Consider the following 24,792-nt stretch of genomic DNA (forward strand, 5'->3'; position numbering starts at 1 on the left):
TTTAACTTTACTATTATCGTTAAATATAAGTTATTACACCGTTAACAATGGAGTGGGATTGAATATTACTTTAATAAAATTAGACTCTTGTCATATGTACAGGTATTATTTGAAAACGAAAAAAAATCATTTAAGGCCATCATGATAATGTTTACGTTTCGATTGTTTATGGTTATATCTTTCTGTTCAGTAGTATTCCTTGAAACTGCTTTTAGCCAAACACTTATAAAAATTGTTGATCAAAATAACGACCCTCTGCCCGATGCTGTTATTGAGTATGTCATACCTCAACCCGTTATAAATCAATCAATCGATGATCGTATCTACGTGATGGATCAAATAAACAAACAATTTTCCCCTCATGTTTTAGTTGTGCCGGTTAATAGTCAGGTTAGCTTTCCCAATAAAGATGATATTAGACATCATGTTTATTCTTTTTCGCTAGCTAAAACATTTGAATTAAAATTGTATTCAGGTAAGCCTAAAAGTCCAGTTCGTTTCGAAGATAAAGGTCTTGTCGTTATGGGCTGCAATATTCATGATGCTATGGTCGGCTATATTTATGTTTCAGATGAAAATAATGCCTACTTAAGTGATACCAACGGAGAGGTCTTGTTAACGCAACCATTAGCGTTAAATACCCAATTAAAAATTTGGCATCCTAATAGCACTATAGGTTTAACAAAGCATACCCTGTTAACCGTTGATCAAAAAATGATTGATAACAATGAAATTTTTATCACCATAAGCGTAAAAGCACCTCAAGCAAGAGGCAGTTTTGAAGAGTTAGCTTTCTATGAACACTAGGTTTAGTTTTAAAGCACAAATTACTTGGCTATTAACCAGTTTAATTTTATTAACCGTAATTATTTTAACGGGGAGTAATTGGTTTAGGTTTGCTGATTATGCCGAAAACCAAATCGAACGCCAAATGTATTTTGCTCAAAACGTACTCGACCAAACATTAATGTCGCAAGAGCGAGTGTTAACGACTACCGCCAGTGTTTTAGCCGCAGACTTTGGTTTTAAACAAGCGGTAGCGACTCGCGACAAAAACACTGTGGAGAGTGTTCTCTTTAATCACGGTAAACGTATCAATGCTGATTTGATGTTGATTCTAGACTTAGAAGGTAAGTTATCGACGACCAGTTCATTACACTCATTCGATGAAAAAACAATTCAAGCAAATATTACTAAACTTCCTTTTAGGGAGGTTCATGCTCAAATTCTAAGTATCGAAAATAAAGTTTACCAAGTTATTGTTGTCCCGGTTAAGGCGCCAAGAGTTATTGCTTACACCGTGATTGGCTTTGAATTTGACCAAGTTGCACTATTAAAACTGAAAGACCTCATCGCTTTAGACTTAACATTAGTGCAAAACAATCAACTGATTGAGTCAAGTATCGAACGTGAAGACATTATAAAACAATTGTTACAAGGCACTAAACAACAGTCGCCAAACTTATTGCTAACACGAGCAGATTACTTCCACAAAACCATCAACTTCGGTGGTTCTAAAGATATAAAAGCAACCTTGTCTGCGCCTTTAACACAAATTCACAGTGATTTTAATCGGCTGATTTTTTCTATGTTGATAATAGCGGTGATTGTCATCGTTATTGCTATCACCTTTTCTCGCCTGTTATCTCGAGGCTTATCTACGCCGTTACATATTTTAATGGAAGTTACGAAAAAAATTGGCCGCGGTGAACTTAATGTGCCTAAATTGGCCAACCGTTTGCCTGTTGAATTTAGCGAACTTTATCAAGGATTTTCATTGATGGGCGCGGCTATTGAGAATCGTGAGCAGTCAATTGTTTATCAGGCAGAGCGCGATATATTAACCGGCTTATACAACCGTCATAAAACATTAACGAAAGTAGCTGACTACTTTAATAAAGATATTCACTTAGTGGTGATTACTTTTAATATTAAAGCCTTTAAAGCACTTAATGACACCATAGGATTGACTAATGGTGATAATATTTTAAAAGAAATTGCTGCCCGTATTTTAGTCTATATTGAAAAATCAAATCATAACTTAGAGCACGATATTATTGCTGCGCGCACTAATTCAGATGAATTTTTATTGGCTGTTCCTATACAGAAAACCAATGAAATAAAACATTTTATCGAATTGCTGCAGAGTGAACTTAATCGTCCTTTTTGGCTTGATGACATTAAAATTAATTTATCACTTTATTTTGGTGTCGCCAACTCTATAGAGCATGGTGTCGATGCGGAGCGATTGATCAGGCGATCAACCATGGCAGTTGCTTCAGCTTATCAAGACCAGGTCTTATTGCGATTTTATCAAGATGGAGAAGACGAGGCTTATCTTTATAAGTTGCGCTTAATAGAAGAGTTAAAAGAGGCACTTGAGTGTGAAGTAAGTCCACTTTTCATGAATTATCAGCCAAAATTAAATATGAATACCGGTAAAATTGATAAACTTGAAGCGTTAATTCGTTGGATAAATAAAGAAGGTAACTTTGTAAACCCAGAATTGTTTATTGATTTAGCTGAAAAAGCCGGTTTGATTGTATCCTTAACACGCTGGGTGATCCTACAAGTTATTCAACAAACTGAACAATGGAATAAGATGGGCTACCGTTTTAAGGTAGCGATTAACTTATCCGCACAAGATATTCAAAATGAGCAATTTGTTGATTATTTACTTAACACAGTAAATAATCACGAAGTGTCAACATCGCAAATCACTTTGGAATTAACAGAGAGAGATATTGCCGAAAACGAAGCATTAGTCGTTGCGCGTTTATCTCACCTAAAATCATTAGGCTTTCTGATTTCAGTCGACGACTATGGTATTGGTCAATCTTCATTAGCTAAGTTAAAAAGTTTACCTGTCGATGAATTGAAAATTGACAAAACCTTCATTTTAAAGTTAGAACAATGCCAGAAAGATCAAGATATTGTTGCCTCAACTATCTCTCTTGGTCATAAGCTTGGGCTGAGTGTGGTAGCTGAAGGTGTTGAAAACAAAGAAAGCTTAATGTTATTAAATGACTTTCATTGTGACTATGCACAAGGTTACTATTTATCAAGACCTGTTAGCGCTGAAAAATTTATAGAATGGTATAAAACTTATGAATCGCCTCTTTAGCCTTATATTACTTCTTTTACCTATGACTAGCTTCGCTAATGGTAAAATATTAGCAACCCCTGGTGTTTCTCAAGTCGAGGGCTCAGGAGGCGGTGGTTTAGTGCCTTGGGCGCAATTAGCGGGTTATGCAACGGAAGACGAAATAGCCTTTTCTGCCTTTTGTTCGCAGGCTAACTTGAAAGACTTTCAATTAAATAGCTGCGGAGGCCAAATTAATTTTTATGACCGTGTCGAGTTTTCATTTGCTAAGCAAAATTTTCAGGTCGACCCATTATCATTAACCTTATCTCAAAAAATTTTAGGTCTTAAAGTACGCTTGTACGGTGACTTGGTTTATAGCACTTGGCCACAATTATCTGTAGGTATACAGCACAAATCACTATCAACTGCCGATGTTGCTTTTTCATTAGGCGCGAAAGATGACGCAGGTACCGATATTTATTTAGCAGCGAGCAAGCTTCATTTAGGTTTGTTGGCCGGCTATAACGTGTTATGGAATGCCACTGCTCGTTACACAAAAGCAAATGAAATGGGGTTACTCGGTTTTAGTGGCCCAAAAGGTAATGGTGCATTACAAACCGAAATGTCAGTAGCCGTATTAATGAATAAACACTTGGCGATTGGCACTGAATATCGCCATAAACCAGACAATTTAGGTCTTGGAGAAGACGACTGGCAAGATGTTTTTGTTGCTTGGTTCCCAAACAAACATTTGAACGTTACCCTCGCCTATCTTAATTTAGGCACTATAGCTGCATTAGCCGATCAAAAGGGTTGGTATTTATCTTTGTCGGGATCTTATTAATGATTAAATATGTTAGCGGTTTTTTTATTGTCCTAGTCCTGCAACTTTGCCTTGGCTGTAGTAGTAAGAATTTAATACCAAGTGATGAACTTTATCAAGATATTGGCGGTCATCAAGGGATAGAACAACTTGTTGATGCTTTTGTAAAAAGAATTGTCAAGGATAAAGCAATACTGCCTTATTTTGCCAAATCGAGCGTCAAACATTTCAAGCACGGTTTTATCAACCATCTGTGTGGTGTGGTTAATGGTCCCTGTAAGTATAATGGCGATAGCATGATTGATATTCATACCGGTATGAATATCAATGAAGCTGATTTTAATCGTGTGGTAGAGTTGTTAATAGAGGCGATGGAAGATGTTGATATCTCTTATCAGTCCCAAAATAAAATATTGGTTAAATTAGCTGTTTTGAGACCAGAGATAATAAAAATCTAAAGTCGGCAACTGTTTCTATCTGTTGCTTAAGTTAGCCCTAACAACATTATTTGCGTTTAGTTTTAATCGATTACCCCTATACCTTAATATAAACGAAAAATAAGCAAACATAATGATGTTAATTATGTAATAGCGAAGGTAAAATTGCACCAATTGTGTCAACAGTCATTTTTATGTTGTCTTGCTAAAGGTAGTTGAAATTTTATGGATTATTTTGAACAGTTAGGCGTGAGTAGGGTGTCAACCACCATCGAAATTAAAAAAGCTTATCGAAAACTTGCCAATAAATATCACCCAGATAGAAATGATAATGTTGAAGCCAAAGAAAAGTTTCAACTTATTCAAAAAGCATATGATGTTATTTCTGATCCAAAAAAACGGTCATTATATTTAAAAAGTAACTATACGGTGATAACCGATCCGCGAGAAATTGCTGATTCTTTTTGGCAAAGTGCCTTTAATCAAGCGCAGAATTAGCCTTTTTACTAGGAGATTTGTATGCAATCCCAAACTAACTTACCCGAATATTTAACGGATGATTTCTCTATGTATTTAGAGAATATGAATTCATTATCGGATCCAGAAAATCCTGATCTATTATCAAATTATTTATCAAATTTGTTTGAACAATTAAAGCAAATGCCTTTATTATTTAATGGCATGGTTGATCAATTGGCGATGGCTATCTCAACTAAGGTAAGAATCGATAGTAAAAATTTATCGACAATCGAGCTTAACGATGAACCAGAGTGGGCTGACGTTAAGCCTTTTGTCGGCGTTCATGCTGATGCTCGAGCATGTATTACTGAAATAATGGCGCATGCTGAAGACGACTTGAAAAAAGCTATTTTGCTGATTCATTTCTATAATGGTTATGATGCAACGCCCTTAAAAGCCGAAGAAGATGATTACGCTCAAGTCGATGATGACGATGAATCTAATGATTATGATGAGAACTACTAAGCTTAATCAATAAGAGTGTAATTAAGTTTAACTCACCATTAAAAACCGAAATAATCGACAAATAAATATAAGTTTTAAGGAATCAACTTGACAAAAAATGCATTAATTCTAGCTAGCGATATTATAGAACAAGCACAACACAGCGGTAGACGTGCAGGCACTTCATTAGAGGCGATTGCCTCTGAGCACGGCGACGAAAAAATGCTGGCAGTGTTAACCGAGATGGATATTTTAACGGTAGCAAAAATTGTCAGAGAGCACGATGCCACCATTCCCTCTATTGCCACATGGTTAATGGATGCTGAGTCAATAAAACAACTCTTAAATGTTGAACCATCTTACTGGCAAAATATTGATGAAGACCACGTCTTTTGTGCACAAACAGAAGCGCATAGTTTGTTAACGCAAATATTTCTTTCTTCTGATGATGAAGAAAAACAACGAGAAGTATTAACGGCGATAGTTGAAGACGACTTTGGTCTTTTATACTTGTCTTTACCATTCATCGGCCATGATTTTTCAGAAATTGAAGAAGATGAAGAGCAAACCTCTGGTAGTATTGAAGAATTATTAATGAAAATAAAATCCTTAAGCGAAGAAGCTTATCGTGAAGTAATGACGGTTAGTACCAATGGCACACTCGATAATATAGAGAATGCATTAAAGCAAAATGCAAATAAACAAAGAGTGACTGCTGTAGAAATGGATACCGACGATATGTTTGCGCCTCTTTAACGCTAAACCGCCACCGTATTTATTTAGCTTATAATCACCGCTTTAATTGATTGGAATTCATCAATGAACATTGCAGAGTTAAGAAATTATCCGTTTTTACTTTTAGTATTAAGAGACGGGGAAAGTGAAGGTTTTTTTACGCCTGAATTTATGCATAAAACCAAACAACAGTTATCTGATATGTCTTTGAGAATAGCGTCTGATAATCTATCAATAATTTATGCTGATCAAATTAAAAAAGGCTGTGAAATTGTTCTGGGAATGAGCAATTTAGGTTTGTTAGACCTTTGTGATAACGATACATATAAGGCAAAAGAAATCTTAAAAAGCCAAGGTGTTGTTTATTGCTTTCGGGCAGGCTGGGCAAAGTATGCCCAGTTAAAAACAATATCCCCTTCATACTTCGAAGAAATATCTATTCGCCGTTATGCTTTAGCCATCAATGATGCAACTGATATCAGAGTTATGCATACAGCGTTAGTTAATGAAGGCTATAAAAGTGCCAAGTTATTACAAGTTTATAAAAGCATTGCCGCAGATTATTGTGCAACCACTTTACTTGTTGACGATGATGAAGAGGTATTGTTGTTTGAATTACAAAAATTTCTAAACACTGCCATTGCCTTATTACTTATCGATAGTGATAAAAAAGTTTTTACTACGAGTTTGTACGAGCAGTTGAATACTTATCTGACCAAAACAGATAAGCAGGCCCTACTGACTAAAGTCAATACGTGTATTGCCAGTTTTACTGAACAATTATCAGTTTTAACTAAAGGTTACCTGCAAGATATAAAGTTATTAACGTTCACAGAACTTAAGGGCATTATTGATCAACAAGAAAATCTCTCTATTTATATTCAGGAGATATTAGAACTGCCTATCACTGTTGCTAATGAGCTCAATGGCGACTTTGACGGTGGCTATGACTTTCATGCTGACGATGAAGATGATTTGGCTTATTTAAGACCTGAAGGGCAATAATAAAAGTATTAAAAAATACTTAAAAGTAAGCTATAACTTGTTAAATACCGTGCACTAGTGCGGTTATTTCTCTGTGATAACTCAACCCCAGATAAAATTTTCAATGCTATTCATTATTAGCGCTTTTTTTTAGTTTTTGTTAATACAATTAAACCTTCCCTTTATTAAGTTTAGACCTGTCGGTTGAAATATTACTTTCTGTGTTGATAAAATATATCTAAGGCAATTACTTGTACAGATTGGTTGACGTAAAGTTTAGGTTTAAGCTACCTTACTCATCATATTATTATTTTTGGACAAAGGGTTATGGATGAATAGAATAAAGAGGCGTTTTTTACCTGTTGTTTGTTGGGTTGCTGGTAGTGTAATAGTGAGTGCTTGTTCTTCTTTACCTGTTTATCTGAACTTGTCTAGTGACGCGATAGTGGTTAATGCTAAAAAGAACAGCCCTGAGTTAGCCGATGAATTTACAGTAGACATAGGTGATAACTTATTAACTAAAGTGTCAGGTAGCTACTTAGAACAAAAAACGCAGTCTGTTAGTTTACTTACTCATATTAAGTTTATTTACGATGAACACCCAGGATTAAGCAAAGGAAAAACCACCTTGTTAGGCATGAGTCGCTCAGGAGGCAATGCCGCTTGTTTTAATGACGCTGAGTATGATGATGGTTTGGTTAAATTTTGTTTATTTGATGAAAACAAAGATGGGTATTTTGAATTGGGAACTTTTGCTGGCGATGAAAGTGTTACTTTAAATATCCCTTATAATATTTTTAGCGATAAAAGTAAGACACCTGAGAAAGGCTACTTCAGAAAAACACTCTCTTATAAAGGATTATCAAACGGTAAAATTAACTTTAACTATGCTGAATACTCAGCAAACATGGCTAAAGCGACTTTTAGCCAAGATTTTTCTATAGAAAATAAACAAGGCGCGCATATCCTATTTAATTTCAAAGGCGCTGAAATAAAAATCAAGCAAGCGACGTTGTTAAATGTTACCTATGAAGTCATCCAATACTTTAAGTAATTATTTTAGTTCCCATTCTCCCCAATAAAAAAGCCTGATAAGTCAATTATCAGGCTTTTTTCATAAAAATTATAATGGCATTAAAAGATTAGAAACCACATTGCTTGCCTTTGTTCTTCTCTTTTAACCAGACTTGTAAAGGAGCAAAGTAATCGAGTACTGCGGTTGCGTCCATTTGTTTACTCCCAGTCAACACTTTATAAGCTTCTTGCCAAGGCTGACTAGAGCCCATTTCTAACATGGTATTAAGTGCTTTACCGGCAGTCTTAGAGTTGTAAATTGAACAGCGATGAATGGGATCGGTATTACCTGATATTTCACAAAGCGCTTTATGAAACTCAAATTGTTGAATATGCGCTAAGAAATATCGACTGTAAGGTACGCCACCAGGCACATGGTATTTCGCACCGGGGTCAAATGCATCAACTTCACGAGCTACGGGTGCAGCAATGCCTTGATACTTTTGACGTAATTCCCACCAAGCTGTATTGTAATTCTCTGGTGTAATTTCTCCTGAATAGACTTTCCAACGCCATTGATCAACCATTAAGCCAAAGGGGATAAAGGCTATTTTCTCTAACGCCATTTTCATTAATAAACCAATATCTTTTGATTCGTCAGGGATAGTGTCGATTAAGCCAATTTCTTTCAAGTATTTAGGTGTTACTGAAAGTGCAATGGTGTCACCAATCGCTTCATGAAAACCATCGTTGGCACTATTTTGAAAATAAACGGGTTGATCTTGGTAAGCGCGCTGATAGAAATTATGACCAAGTTCGTGGTGAATAACGTTGAACTCTTCGCCGGTTTTTTGAATACACATTTTAATGCGAATATCATCTTTTGCATCAAGATCCCAAGCGGAAGCATGACAAACAACATCGCGGTCTGCTGGTTTAGTAAATAATGATCGCGTCCAGAATGTTTCAGGTAATGCTTCGAACCCTAAAGATGTAAAAAAGGTTTCAGCCCCTGCAACCATTTTAATTTCGTCATAGTTATTTGCAGCTAACTGCTCGGTAACATCATAACCTGGATCTGCATTCTCAGGAGCCACTAACTCATAGATATTCCCCCATGATTGCGCCCACATATTACCCAACAAATGAGCGGGAATGGGTTGGTCTTGTGCTACTTTGTCTTCTCCATAGGTTTTGCCTAGTTCACTGCGAACATAGCAATGAAGGTCATCGTACAAGGGTTTTACTTGTCCCCATAAACGGTCAAGTTCTTTAGCGAAATCGTCAGCAGGCATATCGTAGTTTGAACGCCACATGGCGCCTAAGTCTTTGTAGCCTAGCCCTTGTGCACCCTCATTGCCTAATTCAGATTGACGAACAAATAAAGGTTTCATCTCTGGACTAATTGTTCGCCAGCCTTGCCACATTTCTAGCAATTCGTCGTAATCACGTGATGTTGCCATCGTCGAAGTCATTTCACCTAAGCTCAATGTTTTTCCAGCTTGGGTCGTGTATGTTCCTTTACCGTACATGCCGCCAAGTTCAGAGCCAATTTTTGCCAGTTCAGCTGACTTTTCAGAATCTTGTGGCGCCGGCATAACTAAGCTTTGCTTTAAGGTATTTAATTTTCTACGTTGAGTCTCTGTAACATCGACATCGTCAAATTTAGCTGCTGCCATAGCGAAACGAACGCCAGCTTCTGTCGATTTTTGGTTTGCTGCCGCTGATAGGGCAGCGGTATCATCGGTAATAAAATTTGAATAAATCCATTCGGCGCGGCTCCCCTCAATACCCAGAGCGATTAATTCTTTTTCGGTAGCGTTAAGAAATATATTCGCATCTTTTGCCGTTAATGCTGGAGCTACTTGCGTTTGTGCTTGTTGAGTTTGTGTAGCATTTTCACCATTACATGCAGTAAGTGAGGCCAATACACACAAGGCTACGCTTGTTTGTTTGAATAGTTTTATCATAAAAGTCTTATATTTTTATTATTGATAGATAATGAGTCACCAGTATATAAAATTGTCTAGTCCGCTTAAAGCTTTGACCGCAAAAACTGATCAAACTTTCACAATACTCTGTGATTAAGTAGATTTGACTCATTATCTTACTAGATAACTAACGGGTAAATGTTCATGCGGTTAATGCTAAATAAAGTTAGGATTTAACATCTCCTATGTAGATTAAATCAGATAAGCCAATAGGGAAGTAACAAAGTATCTAAACGTTTTAGTTGTTTCGATAAAAAAGCACCAAACGCTTTTACGTTTAATGCTTTTTTATCGCCATATGATGCGCTTTACTTTCAGTGTGTAAACTTAAACTTAAACTTAAACTTAAACTTAGCGAATGTGACTAAAGTCAAATTAGGCTTATAAAGGGAGAATTTAATGCTAGGGTTTAACTTTTATTCATGGGCTGAACTGAAAACCATCTCCAGTACATTGTTTGCTTCAACATTCGCTTCAATAAAACGTAAAGATCTACATTGCGGTTGTTGCGAATATAACAACGTTTGCTCTGTATTGTGAACGCTGCGATATTCATCTGGCTGTGAATAGGTTAATAGAGGAGGTAGTCATACCAAAAATCAAGCTATCTCATTGAATTAAAATGAAAATAGATTGATCTGTATATTCATTGTTGCGTTATTTCAAACGCTTGTTTAAACTAGGCTTAATTAATGATGAATATTTTCATTTAGGGCGCAGGTAAGAGGTACCGTTGGCACATGAGTACAAAAAACAAAATTTTAGATGCAGCAGAAAAATTATTTGCGACGCAAGGTTTTAATGGCACATCATTAAGAGAAATTACTAGCCAAGCAGAAGTTAATTTAGCCGCGGTTAATTACCATTTCGGCTCTAAAAAAGAGTTAATAAAATCAGTAATGTCTCGTTATATGAACGAGCTTTCACCCCGTTTAGAATTATCGCTAGTGAATATATGCGAACAAGATGATTTAACCTTACTTGAAGTGTTTTCAGCTTTTATTGAACCCTTGTTATCATTAAATGAATTTAAAGAAAATGGTACCAGTAATTTTTTACAATTATTAGGACGAGGTTATAGCGATAGCCAAGGCTTTTTGCGCTGGTTCTTAACGACACAATACCCAGGCGTTATTAATAACTTTGTTAAAGCGGTGCAAAAAGCTTATCCAGAGCTTACTGCTGAGGAAATGTTTTGGCGTTTGCACTTCACTATGGGCACAGTGGTTTTTACCATGTCTTCGAGTGATGCTTTAATTGATATCGCTAAAAGTGATTTTGATCGTAATATGGATATTGCCGGCGTGATTAAACAAGTTATCCCTTATGTCGCCGCAGGTGTTGCTGCTCCTTTACTTTAATCTGACTCTTTTATCATTTTGATATGATATATCCGTGATACTTCAATCTGTCAGCGATAATTTTCAGGTATCACCGTTATATATCAATATCAGCCTTTGTAATTACTATTGATTTAGGTAAAGTAGCAACATCAAAAACTTATCATCTTCAAAGTGTGTATATGGGTCCTATTATGCTAGATGTGCTTGGCACATCTTTAACGGCAGAAGACAAAGAGCTTCTGCAACATCCTCTTGTTGGCGGGTTAATTTTATTTACTCGTAATTATGAATCTCCTGAACAAATTGCTGAATTAACTGCTGATATCCACCGTGCCGCTAAAAAGCCATTGATTATTGCCGTTGACCATGAAGGTGGTCGAGTTCAGCGATTTCGTGATGGCTTCTCTCTTATTCCGGCAATGGGTAAAATTTGGCACTTTGCCGAAGAAAATATTAGTGTGGCGCAAGAGCTGGCTAAACAAAGTGCAATATTAATGGCATTAGAAGTTCAAGCCGTCGGTATTGATATTAGTTTTGCACCTATTCTTGATATAAACGATATTAGTGCTGTTATTGGCGATAGGGCTTTTCATAAAAATCCAGAAATTGTTTGTCAACTCGCCAGTGCTTTTGTCGATGGCTTACATTTGGTTGGCATGAAGGCTACGGGGAAGCATTTTCCTGGTCATGGCAGTGTTGAAGCAGATTCACACCTTGCGTTACCTATTGACTCTCGTTCACGTGATGAAATATTTGCTGTTGATATGTTACCTTTTAAAACGTTAATTAATAACAATAAAGTCGATGCATTAATGCCTGCCCACGTTATTTTTCCTGACGTTGACCGCGAAGCAGTCGGTTTTTCTCCTTACTGGCTCAAAGATATTTTGCGTAAGCAACTTGGCTTTAGTGGTGTTATTTTCAGTGATGATTTATCGATGGAAGGTGCTGCATGTGTTGGTGGGTATGTTGAACGTGCTGAAGCAGCCCAACAAGCAGGTTGCGACATGCTATTACTGTGTAATAACCGAGATAGCTGTATAGATGTCATTGACCATGCCAATATTATTATTGATGAAGAAAGTAATCAGCGCTTATTACGTTTATTGAAAACGTCTACGACTGGGCTCAATGAGTTAAAGGCAAATACTCATTGGCAACATGCTCGACAAGCATTAGCCGAATACTTATAAAATAGCCTTATCGTCCTCTTAAAATAATAAAAATAGAGAGTTAAATGAAGTTAACTAAACAAAGTTTTATTGTCTTAGCACCCGCGCTAGCCTTTGGTTTTTACTTTTTGCTACTTTGGTTAGGCTTAGCAGAAAAACCCGCAACTGCGGCGGCAATAACATTACTCACCGTTATTTGGTGGGTCAGTGAAGCGATACCCATTCCTGCTACATCTTTAGTCCCTTTTGCTTTGCTGCCACTACTGGGGGTTGTTGATCATAAAACAGTAGCTTCATCATTAGGTAGTCACGTTATTTTATTGTTAATGGGCGCATTTATGCTCTCTAAAGCGATAGAGAAAAGTGGAGCACACCAAAGACTTGCTGTTTACATGGTTAAGTTAGTCGGCGTTTCAAGTGGGCGGCGATTAGTCTTTGGTTTTATGTTAGCGTCTGCTTTATTAAGTATGTGGATTTCAAATACCGCAACGACGTTGATTATGCTGCCGATTGCATTAGCTATACTTACTCATGTAGATAACAAAGAACTTAAAGTCGCTTTAATTTTAGGTATTGCCTATGCTGCGTCGGTTGGCGGTATTGGTACCCCGATTGGTACGCCACCCAATGTTATTTTTATGGGCATATATGAAGAAAATACGGGCCGAGAATTTGGGTTTTTATCATGGATGAAAATAGGCGTTCCGATAGTGTTAATCGCTTTACCTATTATGGCATTCTGGCTAACAAGAAAGGTAAAACTCGACCATGAAATAAAGTTACCCGCGCAAGGCGAATGGCGAAGTGAAGAAAAAAGAACGCTTTGGGTTTTTGGCCTTACAGCACTCGCATGGATCACTCGCTCAGAGCCCTTTGGTGGATGGAGTGACCTATTAAATGTTCAAATTGCGGGTGACAGTACCGTCGCTTTATTCGCCGTTGTGTTAATGTTTTTAATCCCTAATGGTAAGGGCTCGCGCCTGCTTGATTGGGACACTGCTAAATCAATACCGTGGGGAATGTTGTTGTTATTTGCTGGTGGTATTGCCATTGCTAAAGGGTTTGTTGAATCAGGTTTAAGCCAGATACTAGGCGAATGGCTGTCTTCGTTGGCTAATTTACCGGTAATTGTGATGGTACTGACAATTTGTTTAGTGGTTACTTACCTTACAGAAATTACCAGTAATACCGCGACAGCAACTTTGCTTATGCCTATTTTGGCTGTAGTTGCCACCTCTGCTGGTTACGACCCCATGGTATTAATGGTGCCCGCGGCTATGTGCGCGAGTTGCGCTTTTATGCTGCCTGTTGCTACTGCGCCTAATGCAATTGCTTATGGTACGGGTGAACTTGAAATTAAAGATATGGTGAAAGAAGGGGCAATATTAAGTTTTATCTTGTCTTGTTTAATAGCAATGGTTTGCTATTTATTTTTGTTATAACAAAAATAAGGGGCTAAACTTTAGCCCCTTTATCTTCATTACCTAGCATAAATGTAATGGTAAATTATGGTTCTATTATAATGCCATTATGATTTATGTTGCTGTTAACATTAGCCCTAACATGCCGAGAGTAAAGCCTAACACAGCGCCCATTGGTGGAGCCCAATGATTTTCTAATTTCACTTGTGGTGCCAAGTCTTGAAATATTGAATAAAGAATTCCGCCAGAAGCGAAAAGCATAACCGCGCCAATAATTTTGGGGGACTCCGATAGCCATAAATAGCCAGAAATTGCTGCGATAGGCCCAAGTATTGCCATTAAAGCAAAGACCATGATAATTTTTTGCGGTTTATAAGTTGAAGAAGCACTTAACTCACGATAAGCGCTAAATCCTTCTGGTAAGTTTTGTAAGGCAATTAAACCAGCTAGCAAATATGCACTACTACTTCCTGTTGCGAATGCTGCGCCAAGTGCGATTGATTCTGGAATAAAATCAGCAAGCATTGTTGCTAGTTGACTAGCAGGTGTATCTATTTTTTTAAGATAAATATCTAATGCCATAAAGCTAAACCCACCAACAATAAACCAAATGCATGCGGGTAATATATCAAGGCTTTCTATACCTTCGGGTACCAAAACTAAGGCAACTGCTGACAACAGCGCTCCGCCACCAAAAGCCATAACGCTATGTCTGAGCTCTTGCTCAAGCCAGTCATTGCCAATTTTTTCTACGTAGGCTAGAACAGCACCTAGTGGCATAGCTAAACCGGCAAGGAATGTTGATACGATAACAGTGAGTAATATAGACATGTTTTTATCACTTAAGCAGCAATGGCCCCATTGTGAGACTATACTTAATATAATTAGAGTAGTTAGGTTGTTGAAGGCCAATAAAGGCCTTATAAAGTGACTACTCTGTTCTGTGATCCTTCATTAAAGCAGCGATTAATTCGACATTTTAAATGATCACAGGGATTTTTTATTAATCAGTTGAGCTAATAGAATAACCACTAGCGCAGCAGTAAAACTACCAAAAACAACAATCATCATTTGTGGCATCGTATAGCCGAAGAATTGCCAATTAATATCACCACAATCTCCCGTTGCTTCAAATAACGAAGGTAACCATTCGTGTAATGGGGCCCAACTTGGAAAGTTAGGTACAAACTCACAACTATAGAGAAATGATAATGTAGCTGATTGAATTTCAACGTGCTCAATGGCAATTAATAACCCCCATATAGCGGCACCCCCCCAGAGTGTAAATGCGACTGATCGTAAGACAATATTTTTATTGCCCATGCTACCAACTATGCCAGCAAAGAATATTCCCCATAATGCTGTTCTTTGGTAAATACACATAATGCAAGGAGCTAATCCCATTACGTATTGAAAATAAAGAGCCAATAATTCTAATCCAAAAACGGTTAGGCTAAGTAATTGCCAAGCGCGAGTGTTTACCGATAAATCACTTAAAAATTTCAAAAGTTTTCCTTAATCATGTTCAATGTTGCTATTTTAGATTGTCGTTTAGTTAACTAAAGCTGGGTCACATATTGACACATCCAATTGATGTAATCGTGACATTAGCGTGATAGTTGCTAGTACTTATTTTTGTTTGGTACAAAAATGATTTTTATCATTAGCATCAATAAAGCGCCAAAAGGGCGCTTTATTGATAAAAGTTAACAGTAAAACTACTAAATGTTAACTTTAGTGCCCTTGTGAAGAAGAAGTCCCACCTTTAGTTGTGTGATGCTTAATTAAACCCGAGTCATAAAAATCTTGTGTCGATTGCTCTAAATGACCTGAAGAAATAGCAAGTAAACCAACAATGGTCAATACGATAGTATAAGGGAAAGCCATAATAACCATACGGCCATATGACAATCTAACTAAGGGAGCAAGCGCTGAAGTTAATAGGAATAAAAACGCAGCTTGACCATTTGGTGTCGCAACACTTGGCAAGTTAGTGCCTGTGTTAATAGCAACCGCAAGTAAATCAAATTGGTCACGGTTTATTATTCCTGAAGACAGTGCTTTTTCAATTTCAGTAATGTATACCGTGCCAACAAATACGTTATCACTGACCATAGATAATAGGCCATTAGCTAAATAAAACATGACTAATTGCATGTTACCTTCAAAAGTTAATACCCAAGTGATGACTGGCGTAAATAATTGTTGGTCAACAATAACGGCAACGATGGACAAAAACACCACTAATAGCGCGGTAAAAGGTAATGCTTCTTCAAAGGCATGGCCAATTTGATGTTCTTCAGTTACACCTGTAAAAACGGTTGCAAGTATAATAACGGATAAACCAATTAAGCCAACTGGTGCTAAATGTAATGCTAAACCAACAATCAACCAAACGGCGATTAACCCTTGTACGACTAATTTTACATTATCACTTTTATTGCGTTTTTTACTTTCTTCAATGTCGAAGTCACGTAATATTTGATAAACATTTTCTGGCAGGGCAAAACCATAACCAAACCATTTGAACTTCTCTAATAAAGCACATGTGATTAAACCGGAAAAAAATACAGGAATAGTAACGGGCGACATCCGAATGGTGAATTCAATGAAATCCCAACCGGCTTGCTGACCAATAATCAAGTTTTGTGGCTCGCCCACGATAGTACATACACCACCTAAAGCGGTACCAACACCCGCGTGCATTAATAGGTTACGTAAATACCCTCTAAAGCTTTGTAAATCACTTTTTATATCATCATCATCGGGATTGTCATGGGGATGGTCTTCACCTATAGAGGCAGCTTTATGATAGACAGAATAAAAACCTAGGCCAACGCTGATAATTACCGCAATGACGGTTAGTGCATCTAAAAAGGCTGATAAAAAGGCCCCTGAAAAACAGAATAATAATGACACCACTATTTTTGAACGGATCTTAGTGACTATTTTCGTGAACAAAAAGAGCAATAAACTCTTCATAAAATATATTCCAGCAACCATAAAAATCAGCAGTAGAATTACTTCGAAGTTAATCATTAATTCATGTTTTACATGAGCCGGTGAAGTCATACCTATGGCAATAGCTTCAATCGCCAATAAACCGCCGGGTTGCAGCGGGTAACATTTTAATGCCATTGCTAAAGTGAATATAAACTCTATGACTAATGCCCAACCTGCAACATAGGGGTCAACATAGAAGAAGAGGATAGGGTTAATCACTAAGAATGAAATAATTGCCAGTTTGTACCACTCTGGCGAGTTGCCAAGAAAGTTTTTATAAAATGCACTCATGAAGGATTGTTGCATAATTGGCCTGTTTGTTTTAAGAATATGACGATTTTTTGTCGTCTTGAATGGAACTATTTTTTATTATATTGGTAAAAAATGCATAGTAGTTTAAGTGCAATTGAAAAGCTTGTAAATAATCTATCTTTATATAGCGTAATCGTGTCCTTTTCTTCTGATAATATCAGGCATAAGCCCTTTATATTATTTAATAACTTAGCAGCAGAGATATTTATTGAATTGCTGTTTTGCTTAACATGCTTCGACCTTGCAGTATTAAATATTGCCTTTACAAATACACACTTTAACCCTGCGTTAAACATCATCGATTGAACTATAAATTCAGAATTAGTATGCTAATTATAGATTTCTCGTACGACTTCGCAGAATATAGCATGTTGATATTGCTAAATTATTGAGTTAGTCGATGTTTCTGCATAAAAAGTGCTTAATAAGAGAAAAATTTCACTAGGGGGTGTTTTCTTGACTTAATTCATCGCTTCTTATCAGGCATTAGCTTTGAATATTAATAGTTTGTTAGACATTAGTTCAGTATTGACTTAAAAACTAAATACTAAATTGCATTTTGACTTACTGACTTTATCTACAAATGAAACTATTTATTATTCATAAATTATAGGCTTATCTCTCTGCAGCCGATAATAAATAGGGTTTAGCTCTGTTGTTTTTCACAAAATATAGCGTGAGGTTGCCACTAAAAAGCCACATAAGTGATCGAAGTTAGCAGTAACGTCGAATTTATCCGCTTGTACCAAATAGATGTTCTGGTACAATCAGTTAAAATTTTAAGATTAAGATATTGTGTGGAGCAGTATGGTTATCAAAGCACATAGCCCAGCAGGGTTTGCAGAGCAATATATTGTTGAGTCTATTTGGAACGGTGGTTTCCCCCCCGGTTCTATACTTCCGGCTGAACGAGAGTTATCTGAACTCATTGGCGTTACACGTACCACGTTACGTGAAGTTTTACAGCGCTTAGCACGAGATGGCTGGTTGACTATTAAGCACGGTAAACCCACTAAAGTGAATAACTTTTGGGAAACCTCTAGTTTAAATATTCTTGAAACCTTGGCTCAACTTGATCAAGAAGGCATACCTGATCTAGTTGACAATTTAATGTCAGCTCGGACAAATATCAGTGCCATTTACATTCGTGGCGCGATTAAAAATAATCCTGAAAAGGCTATTGAGCTCATTAAAGCCTATGAAGACGTTGAAGATAACGGTGAAGCCTTTGCTGAATTTGATTACCGATTAAATAAAGAGTTAGTGGTTGCTTCTGGAAACTCTATATATCTACTGATTTTAAATGGTTTTAGAGGCTTGTACTCTCGTTTAGGGACTCTATATTTTGCGCATCCTAAAGGTCGTGAAATTTCACGCGACTATTACAAAAAATTAATTGAACTAGCCAGCGAAAATAAATTTGATGAATCTATATTTGCCGTTCGTAAATATGGTATTGAGTCAGGGAAACTTTGGCTAGAACTTAAAGATGACGTATTAAAAGAGTTATCAGAATAAATTATCTATAGTGATTAAAGGCAAGGGTTAACTTGCCTTTAATTATCTTCATTGCTCTCTCATTCTGGATATTGTGCAATAACTTCTTCATCCCCCTCTTCATTGTTCTGCACTAACTGCACGTTAAATTGCCATAAGGTGTATAAATGTTTCATCACTTCATCTTTTGAATCATCTAGCGGAACATTTTGGTGTGGTGTATATTTTAATGTTAGCGATCGGTCACCATCAATATCAGCATTTGTTACCTGAATATTAACCTCTAGATTACTCAAATTATACTGTTCAGATAACGCGCTTCTTACTTTTTTGTAGCCACTTTCATTGTGAATAGCCGCCACGTCAATAAAATTTTCTTTTTCATCATCGTGTAAATAAAACAGCTTGAAATCGCGCATTAGTTTTGGTGATAAATACTGACTAATGAAGCTTTCATCTTTGAAATTTTCCATGGCAAAATGTAAAGTATCTAGCCAATTACTGTTGGCTATTTCTGGAAACCATCGTTTATCTTCTTCTGTTGGGTGTTCACATATTCTTCTAATATCTATAAACATATTAAAGCCTAACGCATAAGGATTAATGCCAGAATAATGAGGACTGTTGTAATTGGGTTGTGCGACAACATTGGTATGGTTATGTAAAAATTCCATCATGAACTTATCGGTGACTAGACCTTCATCATATAAATGGTTTAACAGTGTGTAATGCCAAAAACAGGCCCAGCCCTCGTTCATGACTTGTGTTTGTTTTTGCGGATAAAAGTATTGTGAGATTTTTCGAACAATGCGTACAATTTCTCTTTGCCATGGTTTTAGTAAAGGCGCATATTTTTCAATGAAATATAAAATATTTTCTTGCGGTTCATTTGGGAATGTCGGTTTCTTATTCTTAGCATCACCTTTGTTTTTCGGTAATGTTCGCCACAATGTATTCACCTGCGATTGTAAATATGCTTCACGGTCCTTTTGACGTTGTAACTCTTCCTCTAATGATATTTTTTGTGGACGTTTATAGCGGTCAACTCCGTGATTCATTAATGCATGACAAGCATCTAAGCATGATTCAACCTCACTAATGCCAAATTTTTGTTCACATTCGCTAATGTAGTTTTTAGCAAACAATAAGTAGTCAATTATTGAGCTCGCATCAGTCCAGGTTTGGAATAAATAATTACCTTTAAAAAAAGAATTATGTCCGTAACAAGCATGTGCTATGACGAGTGCTTGCATGGTCATAGAATTCTCTTCCATTAAATATGAAATACAAGGATCAGAATTGATAACAATTTCGTAGGCTAAGCCCATTTGACCACGTTTATAGTTTTGCTCTGTTTGAATAAATTTTTTACCAAATGTCCAATGGTTATATCCAATAGGCATACCGACACTAGCGTATGCATCCATCATTTGCTCTGCGGTGATCACTTCAATTTGGTTGGTGTAAGTAGTCAATCGATAATGCTTTGCAACCCGTGCAATTTCAGTTTGATATTGATCAAGTAAGTCAAAATTCCAGTCACATTGGTCACTTAAGGGTTTACGTTTGTCCATTATTTGCCTCCTTTGCCATTATTAACTTAGGCTGCGCTACTCTGTTTTTTCTTGAAAAGCTCTCTAAAAACAGGATAAATATCTTCAACACTTTTAATATGTTGTATTGCAAAATGTTCTGTATAGGCTGCAATTTCTTGGTATTGCTGCCAAAGTGTTTGATGAGGTCGTTGTGATATTTCAATGTAACTAAAGTAGCGTGCTTTAGGTAGAATATGTTCAGTGAGTAACTTTTGACAACGAGGAGAGTCATCGGCCCAGTTATCACCATCAGAGGCCTGCGCTGCGTAAATATTCCATTCGTTTTCCTTATAACGCTCATCCATTATTTTAATCATTAAATCTAATGCACTTGAAGCAATAGTGCCGCCAGTTTCTTGCGAATAAAAAAACTCTTCTTCATCAACCTCTTTTGCTTGTGTGTGGTGTCGAATATAGACCACATCAATTGTTTTATAGGTGCGGGTGAGAAACAAATACAATAAGAGATAAAAACGTTTGGCAATATCTTTAGTGGCTTGGTCCATAGATCCTGAAACATCCATTAAACAGAACATCACCGCCTTTGATGTAGGTAGGGCTTGTTTTGCATAGTTTCTAAAACGTAAATCAAAGGTGTCAATAAAAGGGACTTTACTGATTTTACCTTTAAGCATATCGATCTGATTGTTTAGGTCTTTAATTTTTTGGACATGATCATGTTTATCAGCCATTAATGCTGCTAAGGCAAGTTCAAGGACTTTCAACTCTTTACGCTTGGTTGATGTCATGGCAATACGTCTTGCTATTGATCCCTGTAGCGATTTTACAATATCTATATTTGAAGGGACGCCTTCAGCACAATAACCAGAGCGAACAGTCTTATAATCAATTAACGTATCTAATTGGTTCATTTTTAAATTTGGCAATTCAAGATCTTCAAAAAGTAAGTTCAAATATTCATCTTTAGAAATAGAAAAAATAAAATCATCATCTCCCTGACCAGTGTTACTGGCATCACCTTCACCGCTACCTTGTCCTTGCTGCTGAGGAGGGCGTTTGATTTGATCGCCAGTTGAAAATTGGTCATTACCCGGGTGAACTCTATCTTTAACACCCCCTCTGCCCTGGTGAAAAACAGGTTCAGATAAATCTTTTTTGGTGATGGTAATGTCCTGACCACGATCAACATCAGTAACGCTGCGTTTATTAATTGCTTGTTCAACGGATTTCTTTATTTGGCTTTTATAGCGTTTAATAAAACGCTGGCGATTAACCGTGCTTTTGTTTTTGCTATTTAAGCGTCTATCAATAAAATTCGCCATATTTTCCTCCTACTTTATTGGCTTTTTAAAACAATAAAGTACAAGTTAAGAAGATTTTCTTACGCGTAAATACCACTCTGACAGTAACCGCACTTGTTTTTTTGTATAACCTTTACTCATCATGCGTTCTATAAAATCGTCATGTTTTTGCTGGTCGTCATTCGATGTTTTGGTGTTAAAGGAAATAACGGGTAATAAATCTTCAGTATTCGAGAACATTTTTTTCTCAATAACCGTGCGGAGTTTTTCGTAACTTGCCCAGTTGGGGTTCTTACCGTTGTTATTCGCTTTAGCACGTAATACAAAATTGACAATCTCATTACGAAAATCTTTAGGGTTACTAATGCCTGCAGGTTTTTCAACTTTTTCTAATTCATTATTTAAGGCTTCTCGGTCGAAAAGCTGTCCAGTTTCAGCATCGCGATACTCTTGGTCTTGTATCCAAAAATCAGCATAAGTGACATAGCGATCAAAGATGTTTTGTCCATATTCAGAATAAGACTCTAGATAAGCCGTTTGAATTTCCTTGCCAATAAATTCTATGTATTGGGCTGACAAGTAACCTTTAATGAATTCTAAATACCGTTCGGCTGCTTCTTGGGGTAATTGATCTCGTTCAATTTGTTGCTCGAGTACATAAAATAAATGTACTGGGTTTGCGGCAACTTCTAAATGATCAAAGTTAAAAACGCGTGATAATATTTTAAAAGCAAAACGTGTTGATAGCCCAGACATACCCTCATCCATCCCCGCATAATCACGGTATTCTTGATACGATTTAGCTTTTGGGTCGGTGTCTTTTAAACTCTCGCCGTCATAAACGCGCATTTTAGAATAAATACTAGAGTTCTCAGGATTTTTTAAACGTGATAGTACCGAAAACTTTGCTAAGGTTTCTAACGTATCTGGCGCACAATGTGCATTTTTTAATTCACTGTTTTCGAGTAATTTTTTATAAATTTTTACTTCTTCAGAAACCCGCATGCAGTAAGGGACTTTGACCATATAAACGCGGTCTAAAAAGGCTTCGTTGTTTTTGTTATTTCTAAAGGTTTGCCATTCTGACTCATTAGAGTGCGCAAGCAAAATGCCATTAAAGGGCAGGGCTGATAAGCCTTCTGTTGGATTATAATTACCTTCTTGTGTTGCTGTTAACAACGGATGCAATACTTTAATGGGGGCTTTGAACATTTCGACAAATTCCATCATGCCTTGATTCGCTCGACACAATGCGCCTGAATAACTGTAGGCATCAGGGTCATTTTGTGAAAAGTGCTCTAATTGTCGAATATCAACTTTACCAACAAGGGCTGAAATATCTTGATTGTTATCGTCACCAGGCTCTGTTTTTGCAATGGCTATTTGATCAAGAATTGAAGGATATAACTTAACCACCTCAAATTTTGCAATATCACCTTGATATTCATGTAGCCTTTTAGCCACCCATGGCGACATAATGGTCTTTAAATAACGTTCTGGTATTTTATATTCTTTCTTTAATATCTTACCATCTGCATTTGCGTCGAATAAACAAAAGGGGTGGTCATTTACTGGGCTTCTTATGCCATTAGCACTGAGCACATAGATAGGCTCTTGCTGCATTAATGCTTTTAATTTTTCAGCTAATGATGATTTCCCTCCCCCCACAGGCCCTAATAAATAAAGAATTTGTTTCTGTTCTTCCAATCCTTGCGAAGCATGTTTAAGGTAGGCAACAATCTGCTCTATAGCGTCTTCCATGCCATAAAAGTCCTTAAAGGCAGGATAGCGAGCAATTACCCTATTAGAAAATATACGGCTTAAGGTAGGTTCATTTGAGGTGTCTATCATTTCAGGATCGCCGATGGCCTTTAATAAGCGCTCAGAAGCGGTGGCGTAAGCAAGTTTGTCTTTTTGACAAATAGCTAAAAACTCTTGAATACTAAAGTTCTCTTCTTTAGCTTCATCGTAACGTGATTGATAATGCTGAAAAATACTCATAACTGCCTCCATAAGGGAAAAAATTTGCAGATGAGTAAAAACTTACCGTAGTACAAAGTCGATATTGTTTAACTCATTCAAATAAGACCAAGAAACTATCGATAATCGCTTCAACAAGACACTAAACTTTGCATTGAAACGAGTATGTCTACCATTAAGTCTAGACGGTATTTTTTAAGGGAGAGAATAATTAGAGGTTTTTTTTGTAAGCAAAGAGGAAATTATAGAAATCTTTTATATTGAATTAAAAAAAAGGACACTTTTATTGAATTTTATGCATAAAAAAACCAAAGTAGATACTCTGGTTTTTAATAAAATTATTCATTAAAGGTTAATAAATCAATCTTTAATGAATATAAATTATGCGAAGTTTGCCACAGCAAAATCCCAGTTAGCTAATGCCCAAAAACCAGCCATGTAGCTTGGACGAAGATTACGGTAATCAATGTAGTAAGCATGTTCCCATAAATCTACTGTTAATAACGGTGTAACGCTCTCATCAGTTAATGGTGTTGCAGCATTTGAAGTGTTAACGATAGCAAGGCTACCATCTGCTTTTTTCACTAACCATGTCCAGCTTGAACCAAAGTTGTTGATTGCACTTTCAGTAAATTTTGTTTTAAATTCAGCGAAAGAACCAAAGCTTGCATTGATCGCATCAGCTAAAGCGCCTGTTGGTTCACCGCCGCCGTTAGGGCTTAAGCTGTTCCAGTAGAATGTGTGATTCCAAATTTGTGCTGCATTATTGAAAATGCCTGCTGATGAAGTCTTTACGATGTCTTCTAAAGACTTGCCTTCAAAATCAGTACCTTCAATTAATCCATTAAGCTTTACAACATAAGTGTTGTGATGCTTACCGTAGTGAAACTCAAGTGTCTCAGCTGAAATATGTGGTACAAGTGCATCTTGTGCATAGGGTAATGCGGGTAATTCAATAGCCATTAGTTTCTCCAGAAATGGGTTATACAAATTTATTTTTGCGCAAAAATAAAGAAGTTGTGTGCTTTTATTTAAAAACCAGTTAAAACCTAGTAAACTAGTCAAGTATTATTAAAGCCTGACTAGTGTACCCATTTATATAGGTTTTGCCAGTGTAAATATCAAGCCTGTTATTGTTTATTCTACTAAATAAGTGCTTTTTAGTCTTTATTACC

Annotated in this window: 21 protein-coding genes; 13 read left to right on the forward strand and 8 right to left on the reverse strand. The window is 36.7% G+C overall.

The genetic code is table 11. From position 1 onward, the window contains the following. Positions 1-168: 168 nt before the first annotated feature. The 9 genes from H4J66_RS14445 to H4J66_RS14485 all read left to right on the forward strand — a co-directional run bounded on the left by H4J66_RS14445 (position 169) and on the right by H4J66_RS14485 (position 8,081). Positions 169-807, forward strand: a complete 639-nt coding sequence (locus tag H4J66_RS14445; protein WP_182175721.1) for a methylamine utilization protein — start codon at positions 169-171, stop codon at positions 805-807. Next, positions 797-3,124, forward strand: a complete 2,328-nt coding sequence (locus tag H4J66_RS14450) for an EAL domain-containing protein (protein ID WP_182175722.1) — start codon at positions 797-799, stop codon at positions 3,122-3,124. The genes H4J66_RS14445 and H4J66_RS14450 overlap by 11 nt, the downstream gene beginning before the upstream one ends. Then, positions 3,108-3,929 carry a DUF3034 family protein gene (locus H4J66_RS14455; RefSeq protein WP_182175723.1) on the forward strand — a complete coding sequence of 274 codons (822 nt, stop codon included), beginning with the start codon at positions 3,108-3,110 and terminating at the stop codon, positions 3,927-3,929. Before H4J66_RS14450 ends, H4J66_RS14455 begins: the two co-directional genes overlap by 17 nt. Further along, positions 3,929-4,366, forward strand: coding sequence for a group 1 truncated hemoglobin (locus H4J66_RS14460; protein ID WP_182175724.1), 438 nt, complete (start codon positions 3,929-3,931; stop codon positions 4,364-4,366). The genes H4J66_RS14455 and H4J66_RS14460 overlap by 1 nt, the downstream gene beginning before the upstream one ends. 204 nt (positions 4,367-4,570) lie before the next feature. After that, on the forward strand, positions 4,571-4,843 hold the full coding sequence (locus H4J66_RS14465) for a DnaJ domain-containing protein (RefSeq protein WP_070376442.1): 273 nt from the start codon (positions 4,571-4,573) through the stop codon (positions 4,841-4,843). 21 nt (positions 4,844-4,864) lie between these two features. Continuing rightward, positions 4,865-5,329: a hypothetical protein gene (locus H4J66_RS14470; protein ID WP_182175725.1), complete on the forward strand. Its 465-nt coding sequence runs from the start codon at positions 4,865-4,867 to the stop codon at positions 5,327-5,329. 87 nt (positions 5,330-5,416) lie between these two features. After that, positions 5,417-6,064, forward strand: coding sequence for a hypothetical protein (locus H4J66_RS14475; RefSeq protein ID WP_070376444.1), 648 nt, complete (start codon positions 5,417-5,419; stop codon positions 6,062-6,064). A 63-nt stretch (positions 6,065-6,127) separates the two neighbouring features. Next, positions 6,128-7,048 (forward strand): hypothetical protein, encoded by a 921-nt coding sequence (locus tag H4J66_RS14480; protein ID WP_182175726.1) that lies wholly within the window; start codon positions 6,128-6,130, stop codon positions 7,046-7,048. A gap of 310 nt (positions 7,049-7,358) precedes the next feature. Further along, on the forward strand, positions 7,359-8,081 hold the full coding sequence (locus H4J66_RS14485; RefSeq protein WP_182175727.1) for a hypothetical protein: 723 nt from the start codon (positions 7,359-7,361) through the stop codon (positions 8,079-8,081). An 88-nt stretch (positions 8,082-8,169) separates the two neighbouring features. On the opposite strand, the gene H4J66_RS14490 is transcribed toward H4J66_RS14485, so the two are convergent. Next, on the reverse strand, positions 8,170-10,011 hold the full coding sequence (locus tag H4J66_RS14490) for a M2 family metallopeptidase (RefSeq protein WP_182175728.1): 1,842 nt from the start codon (positions 10,009-10,011) through the stop codon (positions 8,170-8,172). A gap of 761 nt (positions 10,012-10,772) precedes the next feature. On the opposite strand from H4J66_RS14490, the gene H4J66_RS14495 reads away from it, so the two are divergent. From H4J66_RS14495 to H4J66_RS14505, 3 genes are all read left to right on the forward strand, one after another. Next, a complete protein-coding gene (locus H4J66_RS14495) occupies positions 10,773-11,393 on the forward strand; it encodes a TetR/AcrR family transcriptional regulator (RefSeq protein WP_070376448.1) in 621 nt (206 codons plus the stop codon). Positions 11,394-11,554: 161 nt separating this feature from the next. Then, positions 11,555-12,568 (forward strand): beta-N-acetylhexosaminidase, encoded by a 1,014-nt coding sequence (gene nagZ, locus H4J66_RS14500; RefSeq protein ID WP_182175729.1) that lies wholly within the window; start codon positions 11,555-11,557, stop codon positions 12,566-12,568. A gap of 44 nt (positions 12,569-12,612) precedes the next feature. After that, complete coding sequence (locus H4J66_RS14505) at positions 12,613-13,989, forward strand: DASS family sodium-coupled anion symporter (protein WP_182175730.1); 1,377 nt, start codon at positions 12,613-12,615, stop codon at positions 13,987-13,989. Positions 13,990-14,082: 93 nt separating this feature from the next. Here the strand turns inward: H4J66_RS14505 and H4J66_RS14510 are convergent, their stop codons facing one another. The 3 genes from H4J66_RS14510 to nhaB all read right to left on the reverse strand — a co-directional run bounded on the left by H4J66_RS14510 (position 14,083) and on the right by nhaB (position 17,277). Next, positions 14,083-14,799 (reverse strand): ZIP family metal transporter, encoded by a 717-nt coding sequence (locus H4J66_RS14510; protein WP_182175731.1) that lies wholly within the window; start codon positions 14,797-14,799, stop codon positions 14,083-14,085. Between the two features lie 156 nt (positions 14,800-14,955). Further along, the gene (gene dsbB / locus H4J66_RS14515) at positions 14,956-15,474 is read right to left on the reverse strand and encodes a disulfide bond formation protein DsbB (RefSeq protein WP_182175732.1); all 519 of its coding nucleotides are present in this window, start codon (positions 15,472-15,474) and stop codon (positions 14,956-14,958) included. A gap of 228 nt (positions 15,475-15,702) precedes the next feature. Then, on the reverse strand, positions 15,703-17,277 hold the full coding sequence (gene nhaB, locus H4J66_RS14520; protein ID WP_182175733.1) for a sodium/proton antiporter NhaB: 1,575 nt from the start codon (positions 17,275-17,277) through the stop codon (positions 15,703-15,705). 813 nt (positions 17,278-18,090) lie between these two features. On the opposite strand from nhaB, the gene fadR reads away from it, so the two are divergent. Next, on the forward strand, positions 18,091-18,801 hold the full coding sequence (fadR, locus tag H4J66_RS14525) for a fatty acid metabolism transcriptional regulator FadR (RefSeq protein WP_070376454.1): 711 nt from the start codon (positions 18,091-18,093) through the stop codon (positions 18,799-18,801). Positions 18,802-18,860: 59 nt separating this feature from the next. Here the strand turns inward: fadR and H4J66_RS14530 are convergent, their stop codons facing one another. From H4J66_RS14530 to sodB, 4 genes are all read right to left on the reverse strand, one after another. Beyond that, entirely contained in the window at positions 18,861-20,354 is a 1,494-nt protein-coding gene (locus H4J66_RS14530) for a SpoVR family protein (RefSeq protein ID WP_182175734.1), read from the reverse strand. A 26-nt stretch (positions 20,355-20,380) separates the two neighbouring features. Continuing rightward, a complete protein-coding gene (locus tag H4J66_RS14535) occupies positions 20,381-21,658 on the reverse strand; it encodes a YeaH/YhbH family protein (protein ID WP_182175735.1) in 1,278 nt (425 codons plus the stop codon). A 45-nt stretch (positions 21,659-21,703) separates the two neighbouring features. Further along, complete coding sequence (locus tag H4J66_RS14540) at positions 21,704-23,638, reverse strand: PrkA family serine protein kinase (RefSeq protein ID WP_182175736.1); 1,935 nt, start codon at positions 23,636-23,638, stop codon at positions 21,704-21,706. A gap of 360 nt (positions 23,639-23,998) precedes the next feature. Further along, positions 23,999-24,580 (reverse strand): superoxide dismutase [Fe], encoded by a 582-nt coding sequence (sodB, locus tag H4J66_RS14545; RefSeq protein ID WP_182175737.1) that lies wholly within the window; start codon positions 24,578-24,580, stop codon positions 23,999-24,001. Between the last annotated feature and the right edge of the window lie 212 nt (positions 24,581-24,792).

The organism is Colwellia sp. MB3u-55 (assembly GCF_014076785.1).
Lineage (GTDB): Bacteria > Pseudomonadota > Gammaproteobacteria > Enterobacterales > Alteromonadaceae > Colwellia_A.

What these genes read in the sequence shown, in the direction of transcription:
- H4J66_RS14510 (WP_182175731.1), bottom strand. Translation starts at nt 14,799, where the DNA reads ATGTCTATATTACTCACTGTTATCGTATCAACATTCCTTGCCGGTTTA.
- H4J66_RS14530 (WP_182175734.1), bottom strand. Translation starts at nt 20,354, where the DNA reads ATGGACAAACGTAAACCCTTAAGTGACCAATGTGACTGGAATTTTGAC.
- H4J66_RS14460 (WP_182175724.1), top strand. Translation starts at nt 3,929, where the DNA reads ATGATTAAATATGTTAGCGGTTTTTTTATTGTCCTAGTCCTGCAACTT.
- nagZ (WP_182175729.1), top strand. Translation starts at nt 11,555, where the DNA reads ATGGGTCCTATTATGCTAGATGTGCTTGGCACATCTTTAACGGCAGAA.
- H4J66_RS14480 (WP_182175726.1), top strand. Translation starts at nt 6,128, where the DNA reads ATGAACATTGCAGAGTTAAGAAATTATCCGTTTTTACTTTTAGTATTA.
- H4J66_RS14445 (WP_182175721.1), top strand. Translation starts at nt 169, where the DNA reads ATGGTTATATCTTTCTGTTCAGTAGTATTCCTTGAAACTGCTTTTAGC.
- nhaB (WP_182175733.1), bottom strand. Translation starts at nt 17,277, where the DNA reads ATGCAACAATCCTTCATGAGTGCATTTTATAAAAACTTTCTTGGCAAC.
- H4J66_RS14470 (WP_182175725.1), top strand. Translation starts at nt 4,865, where the DNA reads ATGCAATCCCAAACTAACTTACCCGAATATTTAACGGATGATTTCTCT.
- H4J66_RS14535 (WP_182175735.1), bottom strand. Translation starts at nt 21,658, where the DNA reads ATGGCGAATTTTATTGATAGACGCTTAAATAGCAAAAACAAAAGCACG.
- H4J66_RS14450 (WP_182175722.1), top strand. Translation starts at nt 797, where the DNA reads ATGAACACTAGGTTTAGTTTTAAAGCACAAATTACTTGGCTATTAACC.
- sodB (WP_182175737.1), bottom strand. Translation starts at nt 24,580, where the DNA reads ATGGCTATTGAATTACCCGCATTACCCTATGCACAAGATGCACTTGTA.
- fadR (WP_070376454.1), top strand. Translation starts at nt 18,091, where the DNA reads ATGGTTATCAAAGCACATAGCCCAGCAGGGTTTGCAGAGCAATATATT.
- H4J66_RS14505 (WP_182175730.1), top strand. Translation starts at nt 12,613, where the DNA reads ATGAAGTTAACTAAACAAAGTTTTATTGTCTTAGCACCCGCGCTAGCC.
- H4J66_RS14490 (WP_182175728.1), bottom strand. Translation starts at nt 10,011, where the DNA reads ATGATAAAACTATTCAAACAAACAAGCGTAGCCTTGTGTGTATTGGCC.
- H4J66_RS14455 (WP_182175723.1), top strand. Translation starts at nt 3,108, where the DNA reads ATGAATCGCCTCTTTAGCCTTATATTACTTCTTTTACCTATGACTAGC.
- H4J66_RS14540 (WP_182175736.1), bottom strand. Translation starts at nt 23,638, where the DNA reads ATGAGTATTTTTCAGCATTATCAATCACGTTACGATGAAGCTAAAGAA.
- H4J66_RS14495 (WP_070376448.1), top strand. Translation starts at nt 10,773, where the DNA reads ATGAGTACAAAAAACAAAATTTTAGATGCAGCAGAAAAATTATTTGCG.
- H4J66_RS14465 (WP_070376442.1), top strand. Translation starts at nt 4,571, where the DNA reads ATGGATTATTTTGAACAGTTAGGCGTGAGTAGGGTGTCAACCACCATC.
- H4J66_RS14485 (WP_182175727.1), top strand. Translation starts at nt 7,359, where the DNA reads ATGAATAGAATAAAGAGGCGTTTTTTACCTGTTGTTTGTTGGGTTGCT.